Consider the following 16005-nt stretch of genomic DNA (forward strand, 5'->3'; position numbering starts at 1 on the left):
CTCAGTGGGACGGCCCGAAAAGCGGCCCTCGGTGCTCGAACACCGGGGGCCGCACGCCGTTGGGGTGGGGTGGGTCAGACGGTGGTGATGAGGACTGCGGCGATCAGCAGCCACAGGTGGTGAAAGGACTGGTCCAGCGCGTAAGCGCCGGTGCCCAGGTGTGCGGCCGGGCCACCCTTGGCGGTGACGGGGTGCGCGGGGTGGGCGCCGGTGCCGAGGCTGTAGAACTCGCTCTTCCCGGTGACCTTGGCCAGCCAGGCGAGGGTGCTGCGGCGGTCGGCCCACCAGTGACTGACCGCATCGACGCCGAGACCGGCGACCAGACCCGGGAGCGAGAGGTGCAGGCCCAACAGGGCGGCGACCGGCAGGAGTAAGACGACCTTGGTCGTCGTCAGGGTCGCGACGTGGCGGACACCGGCCAGGCGGCCCATCCAGCCGGGGCGGCCCTTGTCAGCAGACTGGGTGGAGGTCTGTACCCAGTGGTCGCCCACGCTGTGAGCGACGTACAGGGCGATGAAGACAGCGGCGAAGGTTGCGGCATCCATCTGCGGACTCCTCGGCGACGGGACACGGGATGACCGGCCCGCGGCCAGTCGGTGGGTCAAGGGCGTGATGGCGGTGGGGTGTTCAGCGGGTGCGGACGCGTCCGCTGACGCTGCGGGCACTCACGCGAAGGGCGCCGGCGCCGGTCACCCTCACGTCGCCGGAGACGGTGTTGGCGCGCAGGGCGCCGGATGCCTGGCTGGTGGCGGCGACGTCCACGTCGCCGGAGGTGGTGTTCAGGTCAGCGTCGGTGCCGCTGTAGAGGTCCACGCTGATGTCGCCGGACACCGATCGGGCGGTGACCCGTTCGCTCAGGAGCCCGGCGATGATGTCGCCGGACGTGGTGGACGCGTTCAGGTGGCGGGCTCCGTCGATCTCCAGGTCCCCGGAGGTCGAGCGGAATTCCATGCGCTCCAGGTCCCCGTTGACCTTCGCGTCGGCGGACTGGGAGACCACAGCCAGCGAGGATCCGACCGGCAGGTAGATGATGGCTTCGAGAAGGCTGACCCTGGTCATCGTGTCCGTGCCGCCACCGGTGACGATGCGGCCGTTGATGATGGTCATGCCGGTCACCGATCCGTAGACGGTGCCCATGGTCTGTGTGACCCGGCCGCCCCGGACGCTCTGGACCATGATGTTGCCGGGCATCTCGGGAACCTCTACCGACATGGCTTGACCGTGCTGGCCGGTGCGGGCCCGGTTGACCGCGTCGGCGGCCGGCCCCGAGGAGTCAGCCGTGCGCAGCACCACACGGGCGGTCGTGACGTTGCGGAGAACCTGAACTTGGATGCTGCCCACCGGCAGCTCCAGCCCGAGAACGACCGGGCCGGTGGACTGGGAAACCAAGGTGCGCTCAGTCATTGCGGAACCCTTCATGCGATGTGGTCCGGATGTGGTCCGGCTCCCCTCAGCCCCGCCCGTACAGCCGAAAAAGCTGGACGGGCGGAGGAGGCAACCGGCCGCACCGCCGTGGGCGGTGCGGAGGTGTGTGAATCGGGGGGCGCCATGTCTCTGCCTGGCGCCTAGCAGGGCAGCTCACAGCGGGTGGCGCCCCGAGGGGCGTACTCCAGAGCCGGTGTGCGGTGCGTACCGAGCCGACGCCCGGTACTGCTGCCGACGAACATCACCCGGTCGTCACGGGAGCAAGGGCTCTCACCTCGCTTGAGTTCACTGTTCAGTTTTCAAGGAACGACCAGCTCAGGGCCCGATGGCGTACGACCGAAGCCGCCTTCCAACAAGCAATCCCGAACCGAACAACGCCCCGTCGTTCCGCTGTCCTAGGACTGCGGTGCGTTGGGTAAGAGACTGCCTCACAGTCCTAGGACTGTCAACAGTCCTAGGACTGTGTTTGACTGGAGACGTCGAGAGGGGTGCGCCATGGCGGCGAAATGGCGAGAGCTGGCAGACAAGCTCGCCAACCAGATCAAGACCGGTGAGTACACGCCGGGCCAGCGACTGCCGCACATCAGGGAGCAGGTCGATGCAGGTGAAGGCTCCAAGGCCACCGTTCATGCGGCGTACAAGGCGTTGGAGGCCGAAGGGCTGGTGACCTCGTCACGCGGTCACGGCACGGTCGTACGGCCGCAAGCTCCTCTCAAGAGGGTTGGCATCGATCGTTACGACAAGGCCAAGTGGCGCGACGGTGATGAGGTGGCGTTCATCGCGGACCGGGTGGCCTCCGGCCGCTCGTACCGCCGTGGCGAACAGACGCAGACTGTGAGTCGCGTCCAGGCGCCGGCGGCCGTCGCGGAGGCCCACGGCCTGTCTGTTGGCGCAGACGTGTACGCACGTGCGCGGCTGGTGAAGGAAGGTGAGCAGCCGACGCACACCTTGACCAGCTACTACCGACCCGAGCACGTCGAGGGAACTCGAATCGTCGACCCGACACCTGGTCCGGCCGGTCGAGGCGGCGGTTTCCGGGTCCTCTACGACGCTGGTTACGAGATCGACCACATGAACGAGGAGCTCTGGGCTCGTGCCCCCACGGGAGACGAGATCAAGCTCTTGCAGCTGCCGACTGGCGAACCCGTCGTGGAGCTGCACCGGACCACCTATACGGCGGACGGCACCGTGGTGGAATTCGCCATCGGAGTGCACGCCGCATCTCGGTTCCGATGGGCCTACGACTTCAAGGTTCCGGACTCGGCGCAGGACGGAGGGGAGGGCAAGTGATCTCGGCACAGGAGTGGTCGGATGGGCGAAGGCTCTGGGACTTCCACCAGATGCACCACGAGCTACGGCGCTGCTCGGTGGCAATCGGTCTCGGTAGTCATGACCTCGGCGTGGCCGAGACAGCAGCAGACCTGTACCGGGACGGCATGATGCCCCTCATCGTCTTTACCGGCGCCACGAGCAGGACGACGCAGGACCGCATGCCCCGCGGCGAAGCCGTCCATTACCGGGAGCGCGCCCTGGAGCTGGGAGTTCCTGGCTCGGCGGTGCTTGTTGAGCCTCACGCGCGCAACACCGGGGAGAACATCCGCTTCTCGCGTGCGGTGCTCGAACAGGCCGGCGTCGAAGTCTCATCCGTGCTCCTCATCAGCAAGCCGTATGAGGAGCGGCGGGCTTACGCCACGGCGTGCAAGCTCTGGCCGGAAGTTGAGTTCGTAAGCGCGTCTACGCCGATGACCTTTGAGGCATACGTGGACTCGATCGGTGATCCCCGGCTCGTGATGGACATGCTCGTCGGGGCTCTGCAGCGGCTGCTGGTCTATCCCGCGAAAGGATTCATGACCGATCAGGCGGTGCCTGATGACGTGGTGGCGGCGTACGAACGACTGTGCCGCGAAGGGTTCACGAGCCGACTCGTCCGGGGCAGTGCAGACGCGGCCACCTGATGCGCGATTTCCGGGGCTGCGGCCAACCTCCGGCCAACCATGGCGGACGAGATGGCCAGGAAGTGGAGAAGCAGCAGCTCAGCGGCCCTTCTGCCTCTGAGAACAGGTCGGTCTTGAAAACCGTCGTGGCGAGAGTCACCGTGGGTTCAAATCCCACACCCACCGCACCGGTGAACGGCCCCCGACCAGGTAAAACGGTCGGGGGCCGTTCTCTTGTGCGCTGTCCGTCAGGCGCCGTGATTCCCCGGCCGGCTCTCGGCCGACGGGCACGGCGGGGACACGCTCCCGCACCTTCGCCACCTGCCTCATCCCACCGCTCGCCCCGGCTTCCGTCCCGTCCGGCGACCGGCGCCACGGATGGAGGATGAGATGTTGCCGCCCTGCTCACCCGCGGAAAAGCTGAGCCGGACGTCACCGGGTCTCAGGGAGTGCGGGCCGTACCGCGCCGGTCATGGTGGACGCTAGGAGCGGTGCTGTGCGGGTCATGTTGCAAGCGCGTCTGGACACGCAGGTCACGAACGAAGCAGTCAAGAACGGCACACTGCAGAAGATCATGCAGTCGATGTCTGAGCTGCTCAAGCCGGAGGCGGCGTACTTCGGCCCGGTCAGGGGCGGGCGAGCCTGCACCTTCGTCTTCGACATGCAGGACAGCTCAATGCTGCCCGCCATCGCCGAGCCGCTCTTCGAGGGCCTGGGCGCGGAGATCGAGATCCAGCCGGTGATGAACGTGGAAGACATGCAGAAGGGCATGGCCGCACTGCGGCGGAGCTGACCTGCCGACTGCCCGGCTGTTGGCCATGTGTGGGCCAGAACCGCGGGGGACGACGGCGCGGATGGTCCGTATGCGGAATGCCGCATACGCGCATGTTCCCTACATGCGTGAGTGATCCATCGTGCGTGTTCCGTATGGCGCGGATGTTCCGTGCACGGACCAGGCGGCTGAGCGCGCTGCGAGCGGGACGCTCCTGAAACAGGTGAACGCGGAAGGGGTGCGCCTCGGACGAGGGGCACCCCTTTCGTACTGCCGTACCGCCGGCCCGCGAGCAGTGGGCGGCATATGAATCCGCGGTGACTCCCGCCATCACTGGCCCCCGCGTTCACCTCCGCGCCCCGGTGCCGACCCGCGGGTGGGGGCCGGGAGCAGGCCGTCGGACACGATCCCGGCTCCGTCCTCGGCCCTTTGCGTGGCGGGGTGCCTGTGCGGGTCCCGGCCCGGCAGCGCGCTCAGCGCGCGTACACGGCCACGAAGTCACGTGTCGCCTGGTTGTAGTAGCGCTCCGCAGGGTTTTCGAAGTCGAGGATGTTCGTCGGCTTCGGGTCGGTGGGGTCGGCCTTGCCGTCGTAGCTCATGAAGGACGGCCAGGCGCGGTTCATGTCCAGCGGCATCGCGCGGACCGCTCCGGCGCGCTGCATCAGGTCCGCGAGGGTATGGGCGGTCAGGGCCTGGCCGACCACCATGATGACGTCGCCCTTGGCGGTGACGCCCACACCAGAGCGCGCCACGTACATCGCGCTCTGGTCGGTGGCGCCCCACTTGGAGTCGTTGTCGATGTCAGGGACCACCTTCCCGCCGTCGACCATCAGCTCCAGGCACTGGCGTACGCCGACGACGTCCGGTGTCATCCGCACGTCGCGGCCCCAGACCCCGAGCTTCATCGACCCGTCCCGGTAGAAGACTTCGGAGGCCGCGCCGTCGCGGAGCGAACCCACGGTACGGCCGTTGAGGTAGAAGCCGCCGTTGGAGCCGCCGTCGGAGACCTTGAAGCCGCCGTTCCAGGTGGCGACGAGGCCGGTGCGCTTCCCCTTGGGGACGTTCGGCGGTACCGAGAAGGTGCCGCCGGGCTCCCTTACCCCGGGGTGGAGCTGGAAGCGCGCTTTCCTGGTGCTGATCCAGGCGATGGCAGCCTCGTACGACGTGTGTTCCGCGTCGGGGCGCACGTATGTCCCCTGCACGATCGGCCGGCCCTTGCTGTCGACCGCCAGTGTGCGGTAGACACCCTCGCCCTTGAGCGCCGGTGAGACGAGCGGGTGCATCGGGGCGTGCAGCGGTACGTCGGAGCTGACGCTGCGCGGGGGCGCCTGGGCGGCTGCGGTCTGGTTCATGCGGGCCTGGGCGTCGGCCGACAGCGCACCGCCGACCTTGGGCGGATCGAGGTCGTACTTGATGTTTTCGAGTTTGTCGACCACACCGCCCATCGAATGCTCCCGGGCCCAGCCCGCCAGCCGTGCAGCCGTGCTGTCGTCACCGGGGTAGGTCAGGGCGCCGCCGACGGACCAGCCGAGGGCTCCGACGCCGACCAGAGCAGCCGCGAGCACCACACGGGTGGCCTTCCTGCGGGGGCGCAGGCGGCGCTTCCTGGGCCTTGGCTCCGTTGGCTGGGACATGACGCTCCTTCACCTGACGCGTACTCACCTGACGTCTCATCGGAACCCATCAGTGGAAGTCCGCACAGCCAGGAGGGGCCAACCGGGTGGTGTTCATCTGAAGAGCGCCAATTTGCGTGCGTTGCTCCCTGTCTGTCCGGAGCTCATCCGCATCATGTGACAAGTACATAGAACGTCCCACCGTAAAAATCACCGCACACCACAGAAGTGAGGGGTCGTCATGACCAACCAGGCCAAGAAGGTGTGGGCAGCCTTCAGCACCGCGTTCTTCGCGCTCGTCGCGATGCTCGGATTCTCCACCGCGGTCGGCGCACGCGCCACCGCAGCAGCCGCCGGTGCCGGTGCCGTCACCCCGGTTCCCGCCGATCTGACGGTCCGCACCGTCCGTGCGACGGGCGTTCCCGCCGTGCGCACGGCTCCGGACGCCGCAGAAACGGCACCGGCTCCGGCTCCGGCTCCGGCACCATCCGCGGCGCCGGCGGCTGCGTCGGCCACCGTGGAACCGGCGCAGGTCGCCTGGTGGGCTCTGCCCCGGGACCGTGCGCTGCCGCCGACCATCAAGCAGCGCATCCGCGCCGAAGCCCACGGGTCGACGCCCAGCACACGGCACCTCCCGCTCGACGCCGACTCCTCGACGGACGACGCGGTCGTGGACGCGGCGATCGGCGAAGCGGTTCTTCAGCCGGCCTGATCGGTGCGAACGATGCTGTGGGACCGATCGAGCCATGCAGACCGCCGGTACCGCACGGGCCACGAGGACCGCACGGACCGTACAGGTACGGACGGACAGGTCACGAGGGCCACACGGTCCACAAGGGCCGGACGCATCGCGAACGACGCACGCATCACGCGAGCCGCGTAAGCCGCGCAGGCGGTGAAGGCCACACAGGCCCAGGCCACGAAGGCTGCACGGATCGCGAAAGCCGCACGGGCGGTGGAAGCAGTCGTACTGACTGCGACAACCGCACAGGCAACGAAGTGCGCACAGAAGATTGCACAGGCGACAGAAGCCACACAGGCGAGAGAAGCCATGCGGGCCACAGAAGCCGCACAGGCCACGGGAGCCGCACAGGCGGTGAGTGCCGGACGTATCGCGAATGCCGCATGGTCACGATGACCGTACGGATCGTGGAGCCGGCATCGTCAGGCGGGCTGCCGAGGCGATAGTGGCGCGGGCTTCATGCTCGGTGAGTCCAGTACGGACAGCCGCACCGGTGAGCCGGTCGGCGAGCTGGTCGCCGAAGCCGTTCTCGTAGGCGCGGCAGGCGGCCCAGAACAGACGGGTGTTGCGCTGTCCTTCATGGGCGGCGAGGACGAAGTGCACCAGGCCATGGCCTTGAGTCGACGGGCCGGTGAGGTGCGCTGGACGCGCGGGAGGCGTGAGCAGACGGAGCAGTGCACGAGGACAGGGCGCGGGCGTGAGATGCGCCGTGCCGGGTGCGAAGCGGTAGACCCCGTGGGCCGTGAGTGAACCGGGCCCCACGAGATACCCGCCGGCGCCCCGGACATCGATACCGGGAGCGAGCCGGCTCGCCGAGTTGGGGACGACCCTGTCGGGTGGTCCGGACAGCCACAAGTGGCTGCCGCCGCTCGGAGTGAGCACGGTGACGGTCTCCGGGATCGTGAACAGATGCTTGAGTGCGAGGCGTCGCAGAGCGGCTGAGGAGTCGCTCTCCGCCTTGGTGTCGAGGTCGATGCCGATCAGATGGTGGGGCGTTCGGCCGCATGCGATGCCGTAGCCGGTGGCCCAGGGGGCGGCGGCGAACATCGCGCGGACGGCTGCGGGGTCGGCCGTTGCGTCGTGGACGCCGTGTCCCGTACGGCCGCAGGCACCGCGACAGCCGACCGGACCGGTCTCCCCGTGGTGCGGCGAGGGGAGCGCCGGGAGTTTCGTGCGGGACAGGGGGATGACGGGGAGCCCCTGCTCGGCGGCGGAGAGCGCGTGGGCGAGGGCCAGGGTGGCGGAGTGCCTGTCGGTGGCGGCCATGTGTTCATTATCGTTCACACGTTCGAATCTGGGAAGTGGGACGTCAGAGCCCTTCGCGCCCCGGCCGGAAGTTGTGCAGGAACGCTTCACCGCTTGCGGGGCCCGGATTTTCTCCGGGGGGCTCGGTCGTTGCGCAGGTTCGTGTCGTGATGGGGGTTTATCGACTTAACGTCACGCTTGCGAGGGAATCAGTCCTTCCGGGCTGGTTCACCGGGGGTTCCGTGGGCAACTCTGATCTCGCGACAGTCGTGAACCACTTCACCGGGGCGGTCGGCCAACTGCTCCGGAAACAGCCGCACTTCTGGTTCCTGGAGGAAATGACATGGCACACATCCGTACCGTTCGCGTCCTTGCCGCCGTCGCCGCCCTGCCGCTGGCAGCCGCCCTCTACACGGGCGTGGCATCCGCAGATAACGGCGCCGTCGCGGGCAACGGATCCAACGCCAGTGTTGCCGGGGTCGTCGGCAGTGGCGTCGGGCACAACAACAACGGCAACTCGACCACCACGCAGCAGGTCGCCACGGGCAATGGCGCGTCGAACCAGAACAACACGGCGAGCGTGAACGGCTCGGCCTTCACGTCGATCGACCAGGCCAACTACACGGTGAACTTCACCCGGCTCTGGTGACACGCGGCCCGATGGGGGTCGGGATCGTGTGGGCTGTGCGGGGGACGCACACCTGCTGTAAGGGGTGAATGACTGTCCGGGCGACGGCGCTGAGGCGCCGCCGCCCGGACGGTTTTCTGCGTTCGGACGCAGTTGATGCAGGCGGCTCGGGTCTTGACAGCGGATGCGGATCTGACGGACAGTCAGAAACCGAGATCCGGTCCACCACTCCTGATCCACCACTCCTGATCCACCACAACTCATGGCTCATGGAGCCTGGTTCAGGTCTCCCGGCCACCATTTCTGACCCGGATCCCGTTCCAGGGGGCCTGCACCACAAACCCTGATCCAGCCCTGAACCGGATGCCAGGGAGGCCGCCCACGTGCACCTCGCCCCGACGGAGCGGCAGTTGCGACTGCGTGCCGAACTCCGTTCCTATTTCAGTGAAGTGATGCGCGGAGACCCGGACGGCGCCCCCTCATCGGATGCGGGACCGGACGCGGGCGCGGGCACGCGCCCCGAAGAGCAGCGAGCACTGCTGCGGCGCATCGGCGCCGACGGAATGCTGGGTCTCGGCTGGCCTGTTGATTACGGAGGCAAGGGGCGCGGCGCAGACGAGCAGTTCGTCTTCTTCGACGAGGCGTACCGGGCGGGCGCCCCCGTGTCGATGGTCACGCTGAACACCGTCGGGCCGACGCTCATGAAGTACGGGACGCGTGAGCAGAAGGACTACTTCCTGCCGCGCATTCTCACCGGCGACGTGGTCTTCGCGATCGGCTACAGCGAGCCGTCGGCCGGTACCGATCTCGCCTCTTTGCGCACACGCGCGGTGCGGGACGGCGACGCATGGGTGATCGACGGGCAGAAGGTCTTCACATCGAATGCTCAGAACGCCGACTGGATCTGGCTCGCCTGCCGTACTGATCCGGATGCGCCCAAACACCGCGGCATCTCGATCGTGCTGGTGCCGACCGACGCCCCCGGATTCTCATGGACCCCGATCGAGACGGTGGGCGGTCAGACCACGACGGCGACGTATTACGACGCGATCCGGGTGCCTGCCGGGAATCTGGTGGGCGACGAGAACGCGGGCTGGAAGCTGATCACCAACCAGCTCAACCATGAGCGGGTGGCGTTGGCCGCGATCGGCATGCAGGCGGAGGACGCCTACGCCGAAGTCCTGGCGTACGCCCGCACGCCCGATCCGGACACCGGTGTACGTCCGGCCGACCGCGCGTGGATCAGGGCGCGGCTCGCGGAGGCGCACGCCCGGCTCGCGGCCGTCAGATTGCTCAACTGGCGCCTGGTAGGGGACGTGGGGGCCGGAACTCTCGCACCGGGCGACGCAAGTGGGGTCAAGTTTCTGGGAACCGAAAGCGCCGTAGAGGTGTATCGAATGTGTCAGGAAATCGCGGGGGATACGGCATTGATCCGGGCGGGGGCGCCGGGTGCCTTCGGGAGCGGGGAGTTGGAGCGGATGAACAGAGCGGCGCAGATCAACACGTTCGGGGGCGGCGTGAGCGAGGTGCAGCGGGAGATCGTCGCGACGATGCGACTCGGGATGCGGAGCCGGAAGCGGTGAGGGGCGAGGCGATGAGCGGCAAGGAGGAGCAGGCCGGGCCGGTGGACGGCACGGAGGAGCAGGCCGGGCCGGTGGGCGGCAAGGAGGCGGCGAACGGTCGGGAGGGGGAGGCCGATCCCCTGTACGAGCGGTTGAAGGCGTTCGAGGGGTTCCCCGCGGCGACGTCCGGGGTGGGGAAGGACCCCGTCAACGAGCCCATGATCAGGCATTGGTGCGAGGCGATGGGGGACGGGAATCCGGCTTACCCGGCCGTAGCGCCGCCCACCATGCTCCAGGCATGGACGATGGGCGGGCTCTCGGGGCATGCCGGCCGGACCGGCGCCTACGAAGAGCTGTTCGCGCTGCTGGACGGGGCGGGGTGCACGGCGGTCGTGGCGACCGACTGCGAACAGGAGTACCTGCGAGATCTCCGGCCCGGCGACCGGATCACCTTCGACGCGGTGATCGAGTCCGTCTCGGAGCGCAAGACGACGGCCCTGGGCGCCGGGTACTTCATCACCACACGGATGGATGTCCGGGGCGAGGGCGAGCCGGCGGGGACGCACCGCTTCCGGATACTCAAGTACGCACCGGGGGTGAGGAAACCGGCACCGGCTGCCTCCGGCGGTACGTCCGGGGCTGCTGCCGTGCACGGCGCAGATCCGCGCAAGGGCGCTGGGGCCGCCGACAGCGGAAAGCCTGAGGTGAGGCGGCCTCGCCCCGTGGTCAACCGGGACAACGCCGGGTTCTGGGAAGGGGCGGCCCGGCACAAGCTGCTGATCCAGCGGTGCACGTCCTGTTCGGCGCTGCGGTTTCCCTGGCTGCCCGGCTGCAACGCCTGTGGGTCGTCCGAATGGAACACGGTCGAGGCGAGCGGGACGGGGACGGTCTATTCGTACGTGGTCATGCACCATCCCCCCTTCCCGGCCTTCGACCCGCCCTATGCGGTGGGTCTGATCGAGCTGGCCGAAGGGGTGCGGATGGTGAGCAATGTGATCGGGGTGGCGTACGACAAGGTGCGGATCGGTCTGCCGGTGAGCCTCCAATTCATGCGGGTGGACGAGGACCTGGAACTGCCGGTGTTCAGGGGGAGCGGGGGCTGACATGGACTTCACACCGACGGAGGAACAGGAAGCCGCACGCGGCCTGGCGGCGCGGATCTTCGCGGATCTCTCCACTCACGAGCGGCTGACGGCGGCCGGCTCGGGAACGGACACCGAGCTGTGGAAGGCACTGGCCCATGCGGGGCTGGTGGCTGCGGCCGAGGAGACGGGGCTGCTCGGTCTGGTACTGCTCCTGGAGGAGCAGGGCCTGACCACGGCCCAGGTCCCCTTTGCCGCGACCTGTGTGTACGGGCTGCTGGCGGTGTCCGCTCATGGCACGGAGGAGCAGCGGGAGAGGTTGCTGCCGGTGCTGCGGGAGGGGGCAGCGATCGCGACGGGTTCGTTGCCGGCGCGGGGAGGCATACGGGCCGACGTGGGCGTCGGTGTGGGCGACGGTGTGGACGGTCGGCTGAGCGGGACCGTGCCGTTCGTGCCGTGGCTGCGGGACGCCACCCTGGTGCTGGTCGCCGATCAGGACCACCGGCTCTGGCTGATACGCGCGGCGGACGCACGGACGGAGCCCGTGGAGAGCACGGCGCCCTGGTCCGCAGGGCGGCTGATCCTTTCCGGGACGCCGGCCGAGGCGCTGGGTGGGCCGGCGGCCTGTCGGCAGGTGATGGCCATGGCGCGTGTCGCGTTCTCGGGGCTTCAGGCCGGAGTGTGTGCGGGCTCGCTCGCCCGCGCCGTCTCGTACACCTCGGAGCGGGAGCAGTTCGGACGCCCGCTCTCCACCAATCAGGGGGTACTGATCCGGGCGGCAGACGCCTACATGGACACCGAGGCGATAAGGGTCACGGCGTACGAGGCGGCATGGCGGCATGACGAAGGGCTGCCGTTCGCCACGCATGCGCTGACCGCGGCCTGGTGGGCGTCGGAGGCAGGGAAGAGGGTCGTGCACGCAGGCCAGCATCTGCACGGCGGTCTCGGCTCCGATCTCGAACACCCCGTGCACCGGCACTTCCTCTGGGGGCGGCAGCTCGACGCCTATCTGGGCTGCGGGAGCGAAGTGCTGGAGGAGCTGGGCGCGTTGATCGTGGACGGCGATGCGGAAACCGCGGAGATGGAGGAGCCGGTATGAGGGTCGGCGATGAACTGGCGCCGTTGGAGATCCCGATCACCCGCACGCTGATCGTCGCGGGCGCCGTCGCCTCCCGCGACTACCAGGACGTGCACCACGATGCCGAGGCGGCCAGGGAGAAAGGGTCTCCGGACATCTTCATGAATATCCTCACGACCAATGGGCTGGTCGGCAGGTACATCACCGACCACTTCGGCCCCGGACACAGACTTCGCAAAGTCGCTGTCCGGCTCGGGGCTCCCAACTACCCGGGAGACACGATGGTGTTGACGGGCACGGTCACGGCGGTCGATGGGACGGCAGTTGAGGTCCGGGTCATCGGCGTCAACGGGAAGGGCCGTCATGTCACAGGCAGCGTGACAGTCACCGGCCCCGAAGCCCAGACGGACGCGGGTGCGGGTGCGGGTGCGGGCACGGACGCGGGCACGGACGCGGGCACGGGTGCGGGCACGGACGCGGGCGCGGGTGCCGGTGCGGTTGTGGGTACGGGCACAGGACCGGCGAGGGACGACGGTGTGAGCACCGGTGCGTTGGCGGATGCGACCGACCTGCCTGCCGCTGCCTCCGCCTCCCCCACAGCCTTGGGCTGCTCCGGGCCGGCGTCCGGGAAAGGGGAGGCCGCGTGAGCGGGCGCAGGCGGGATTCGCTCGGCGGGAAGGCCGCCATCGTCGGGATCGGGGCGACGGAGTTCTCCAAGGACTCCGGGCGCAGTGAGCTCAAACTCGCCGTGGAAGCCGTCCGGATGGCCCTCGACGATGCGGGTCTCACCCCCGCCGACGTGGACGGCCTGGTCACTTTCACCATGGACACCAGTCCAGAGATCACGGTCGCCCAAGCGGCGGGCATCGGCGAACTGTCCTTCTTCTCCCGCATTCACTACGGGGGTGGTGCTGCCTGTGCCACGGTGCAGCAGGCCGCGCTCGCCGTCGCTGCCGGAGTGGCCGACGTGGTGGTCTGCTACCGGGCCTTCAACGAGCGCTCGGGGCGGAGATTCGGCTCCGGGGTCCAGCACAGGGAGCCGTCGGCCGAGGGGGCTGCCCTCGGCTGGGCACTGCCGTTCGGGTTGCTCACACCGGCTTCCTGGGTGGCGATGTCCGCCCAGCGGTACCTGCACACGTACGGCCTCTCGGCCGAGGTGTTCGGCCATGTGGCGGTGACCGACCGCCGCTATGCGGCGCGCAATCCGGCCGCGTACTTCTACGAGAAGCCGATCACCCTCGCCGAGCACGCCGCCTCGCGGTGGATCGTGGAGCCGCTGCGGCTGCTCGACTGCTGTCAGGAGACGGACGGTGGGCAGGCGATCGTTGTGACCAGTGCCGAGCGGGCCCGTCATCTGCGCCGCCCGCCTGCGGTGATCGTGGCCGCTGCGCAAGGGGCGGGCCGGGCTCAGGAGCAGATGACCAGCTTCTACCGGGACGACCTCAGCGGGTTGCCCGAGATGAACGTGGTTGCCCGGCAGCTGTGGCAGACCTCCGGGCTGCGGCCGTCCGACATCGACGTGGGCATCCTCTACGACCACTTCACTCCGTTCGTGCTGATGCAGCTGGAGGAGTTCGGATTCTGTGGGCCGGGTGATGCAGCGGCATTCGTAGCAGAGGAGGCCCTTCCGCTGAATACCCATGGCGGTCAGCTGGGGGAGGCGTACCTGCACGGTATGAACGGCATAGCGGAAGCAGTGCGGCAGGTGCGCGGCACCTCGGTGAATCAGATATCCGGTGCGGCCACGACCCTCGTCACGGCGGGCACCGGCGTACCCACATCCGGGCTCATCCTCGGCGCGGACGGCTGACACTGCGGCGTGGGCGTTGGGTGGTCAGGGCCGTGGGCCCGTTCACTGCGCCCTATGCAACGACAAAAAATGTTCTTGTCTCATGTACTCGGCGCGGCTGTCCTCGTGGCACTCGGTGCTCCCGCCGCCGACGCCACGCCTGACGTGGTCACCCCGCTCCCCGGCACGCACGGCGATACACGGAGCGGCACGGTGGCTGATCCACGGCCAGGCGCCCAGCCCGGCACCTTGGGGGATCCTGAACCCGGACCCAGAGCCGAACCCGGACCCAGAGCCGAACCCCGGCCCAGAACTGAACCCCGGCCCAACGGCCGTCCGGTGCCCGGCACCGAAACGGATCCCGCGACCGGCATTGGCACTGGCAACCGGACCGGCACGGACAACCGGACCGGCACGGGCACCGGCACCGGCACCGGCGCCGGCGCCGGCGCCGGCACTGGGACTGGGACTGGCACGGAGACGGACCCCGCGACCGGCACGGGCAACCGGACCGGCACCGACAACCGGACCGGTACTGGGACCGCGACCGGCACCGATACCGATACCGGCACCGGCACCGATACCGGCACCGCTACCGGCACCGGGACCGCGACCGGCACCGGAGGGAGCAGGCCGACGGGGGCCGCGGCCGCCGCCGGTACCGAGCTGTTCGACGGCTGGGGGTTCGACACCTGCGTCACCCCCTCCCTCACCACCATGGACGCCTGGAAAACCTCCAAGTACCGGAGCATCGGCGTCTACTACGGAGGCCGTGGCCGTGGCTGCCCGAACCAGCCCGAGCTCAACAAGAACTGGGTGACGAGTGTGTACGGGATGGGCTGGAAGGTGCTGCCCGTGTTCGTCGGCTCCCAGTCACCGTGTGTGGCCGCCGAAGGCAAGCGGAAAGTCACGATCGGCTCTGATCCCGTCGGTCAGGGAACGGACGAGGCACGGGACGCGGTCGATCGGGCCGCGGCCCTCGGCATGGTGGAGGGCTCACCGCTCTACCTGGACATGGAGGCGTACGACCAGACCGACCGCGACTGCGCCGCCACCACCCTGTCCTTCATCCGCTCCTGGGACCGAGAGGTGGAACGTCGGGGATACGTCTCCGGCTTCTACAGCAGTGCGGACTCCGGAGTGACGCAGATCGGAGAGGAGCGCAAGGAAGGGACATCGGATCTGCCCACGGTCATCTGGTACGCGCGCTGGAACGACACGCCGTCGGTGACCGAAGAGCCCTCACTGCGGGACCAGGACTGGTCGCCGCACCTGCGGATCCATCAGTACGCGGGCGATGTGAAGGAGGAGCACGGCGGCCAGGAGCTCAGCATCGACCGGAACCGGGTGGACGCCCCGGTGGCCCGTATCGCCGGGTCGTGAAGTGATCCGGTGAACGCTGCGGGCCTGGTTTTCCGTCCGGAACCCCGAGGGAGGGGAGGCCCGTCCTCCACCTACAGGAGGTGGGGGTACCACCACTCCTACAACCTGAGGGGGATTCGCCTTCGGCACCTATGGGCGATCTGCCGGAGGGGGTGCGGCTCCTAGCGTGTAGCTATGACCACGCCAGTCTGTACCAGCGCAGCGAAGCCGGCGACGCCGTACCCGTCGTTCGCCACCTACATGCGTGCCCGGGGGCCCGTTCTGCTGCGTACCGCCCGTTCGCTGACCGCCAATCCGAATGACGCCGAGGACCTGCTTCAGACCGCACTGACCAAGACGTACGTCGCCTGGGAGCGGATCGAGGACCACCGGGCGCTGGACGGCTATGTGCGGCGGGCGCTGTTGAACACCCGTACGTCGCAGTGGCGCAAGCGCAAGGTCGACGAGTTCACCTGTGAGGATCTGCCCGAGCCGGAGACCGCGCCCGAGCCCGACGCGGCCGAGCAGCAGGCGCTGCGCGACGCGATGTGGCAGGCGGTGATGAAGCTGCCCGACAGACAGCGGGCCATGCTGGTGCTCCGCTACTACGAGGACCTCAGTGAGGCGCAGACCGCAGAGGTCCTCGGTGTCTCGATCGGTACGGTCAAGAGCGCGGTGTCCCGCGCCCTCGGCAAGCTCCGCGAGGACCCGGAGCTCTCGCCCGCGCGCTGAGCCCCACGTCGTAGCCGCACCGTGCCCCGCGTCGTAGCCCC

Annotated in this window: 15 protein-coding genes and 1 pseudogene; 12 read left to right on the forward strand and 4 right to left on the reverse strand. The window is 68.6% G+C overall.

Annotated elements, in window-relative coordinates:
* Window positions 1-74: 74 nt before the first annotated feature.
* On the reverse strand, window positions 75-545 hold the full coding sequence (locus OG584_RS17650; protein ID WP_331731224.1) for a transcriptional regulator: 471 nt from the start codon (window positions 543-545) through the stop codon (window positions 75-77).
* Window positions 546-627: 82 nt separating this feature from the next.
* A complete protein-coding gene (locus OG584_RS17655; RefSeq protein WP_405778978.1) occupies window positions 628-1404 on the reverse strand; it encodes a DUF4097 family beta strand repeat-containing protein in 777 nt (258 codons plus the stop codon).
* Between the two features lie 516 nt (window positions 1405-1920).
* On the opposite strand from OG584_RS17655, the gene OG584_RS17660 reads away from it, so the two are divergent.
* The 3 genes from OG584_RS17660 (at window position 1921) to OG584_RS17670 (ending at window position 4152) form a co-directional block, all read left to right on the forward strand.
* Entirely contained in the window at window positions 1921-2715 is a 795-nt protein-coding gene (locus tag OG584_RS17660; RefSeq protein ID WP_331731227.1) for a GntR family transcriptional regulator, read from the forward strand.
* A complete protein-coding gene (locus tag OG584_RS17665; RefSeq protein WP_331731229.1) occupies window positions 2712-3380 on the forward strand; it encodes a YdcF family protein in 669 nt (222 codons plus the stop codon). Before OG584_RS17660 ends, OG584_RS17665 begins: the two co-directional genes overlap by 4 nt.
* Window positions 3381-3864: 484 nt before the next feature.
* A complete protein-coding gene (locus tag OG584_RS17670) occupies window positions 3865-4152 on the forward strand; it encodes a DUF3303 family protein (protein ID WP_405778979.1) in 288 nt (95 codons plus the stop codon).
* Window positions 4153-4604: 452 nt separating this feature from the next.
* On the opposite strand, the gene OG584_RS17675 is transcribed toward OG584_RS17670, so the two are convergent.
* Window positions 4605-5765: a phosphodiester glycosidase family protein gene (locus tag OG584_RS17675; RefSeq protein WP_405778980.1), complete on the reverse strand. Its 1161-nt coding sequence runs from the start codon at window positions 5763-5765 to the stop codon at window positions 4605-4607.
* Between the two features lie 220 nt (window positions 5766-5985).
* On the opposite strand from OG584_RS17675, the gene OG584_RS17680 reads away from it, so the two are divergent.
* Complete coding sequence (locus OG584_RS17680; protein WP_405778982.1) at window positions 5986-6456, forward strand: DUF6344 domain-containing protein; 471 nt, start codon at window positions 5986-5988, stop codon at window positions 6454-6456.
* A gap of 417 nt (window positions 6457-6873) precedes the next feature.
* Here OG584_RS17680 and OG584_RS17685 read toward each other — a convergent pair whose 3' ends face one another.
* Window positions 6874-7752, reverse strand: coding sequence for a bifunctional DNA primase/polymerase (locus OG584_RS17685; protein WP_405778984.1), 879 nt, complete (start codon window positions 7750-7752; stop codon window positions 6874-6876).
* A gap of 322 nt (window positions 7753-8074) precedes the next feature.
* Between OG584_RS17685 and OG584_RS17690 the strand changes: the two genes are divergently transcribed.
* The 8 genes and pseudogenes from OG584_RS17690 (at window position 8075) to OG584_RS17725 (ending at window position 15964) form a co-directional block, all read left to right on the forward strand.
* On the forward strand, window positions 8075-8380 hold the full coding sequence (locus OG584_RS17690) for a hypothetical protein (RefSeq protein ID WP_405778985.1): 306 nt from the start codon (window positions 8075-8077) through the stop codon (window positions 8378-8380).
* Between the two features lie 362 nt (window positions 8381-8742).
* On the forward strand, window positions 8743-9942 hold the full coding sequence (locus tag OG584_RS17695) for an acyl-CoA dehydrogenase family protein (RefSeq protein ID WP_405778986.1): 1200 nt from the start codon (window positions 8743-8745) through the stop codon (window positions 9940-9942).
* Window positions 9943-9953: 11 nt separating this feature from the next.
* Window positions 9954-11024 (forward strand): bifunctional MaoC family dehydratase N-terminal/OB-fold nucleic acid binding domain-containing protein, encoded by a 1071-nt coding sequence (locus OG584_RS17700; RefSeq protein WP_405778987.1) that lies wholly within the window; start codon window positions 9954-9956, stop codon window positions 11022-11024.
* A 1-nt stretch (window position 11025) separates the two neighbouring features.
* Window positions 11026-12102 (forward strand): acyl-CoA dehydrogenase family protein, encoded by a 1077-nt coding sequence (locus OG584_RS17705; protein WP_405778988.1) that lies wholly within the window; start codon window positions 11026-11028, stop codon window positions 12100-12102.
* Window positions 12099-12476: pseudogene (locus tag OG584_RS17710) on the forward strand (MaoC family dehydratase); the annotation flags it as partial. The gene OG584_RS17705 and the pseudogene OG584_RS17710, both read left to right, overlap by 4 nt.
* A gap of 248 nt (window positions 12477-12724) precedes the next feature.
* Entirely contained in the window at window positions 12725-13891 is a 1167-nt protein-coding gene (locus OG584_RS17715) for a lipid-transfer protein (protein WP_405778990.1), read from the forward strand.
* Between the two features lie 318 nt (window positions 13892-14209).
* The gene (locus tag OG584_RS17720; RefSeq protein WP_405778991.1) at window positions 14210-15253 is read left to right on the forward strand and encodes a DUF1906 domain-containing protein; all 1044 of its coding nucleotides are present in this window, start codon (window positions 14210-14212) and stop codon (window positions 15251-15253) included.
* 174 nt (window positions 15254-15427) lie between these two features.
* Window positions 15428-15964 carry a SigE family RNA polymerase sigma factor gene (locus OG584_RS17725; RefSeq protein WP_405778992.1) on the forward strand — a complete coding sequence of 179 codons (537 nt, stop codon included), beginning with the start codon at window positions 15428-15430 and terminating at the stop codon, window positions 15962-15964.
* The last annotated feature ends 41 nt before the right edge of the window (window positions 15965-16005 follow it).

Source organism: Streptomyces sp. NBC_00859, from assembly GCF_045161865.1.
Taxonomy (GTDB): domain Bacteria; phylum Actinomycetota; class Actinomycetes; order Streptomycetales; family Streptomycetaceae; genus Streptomyces.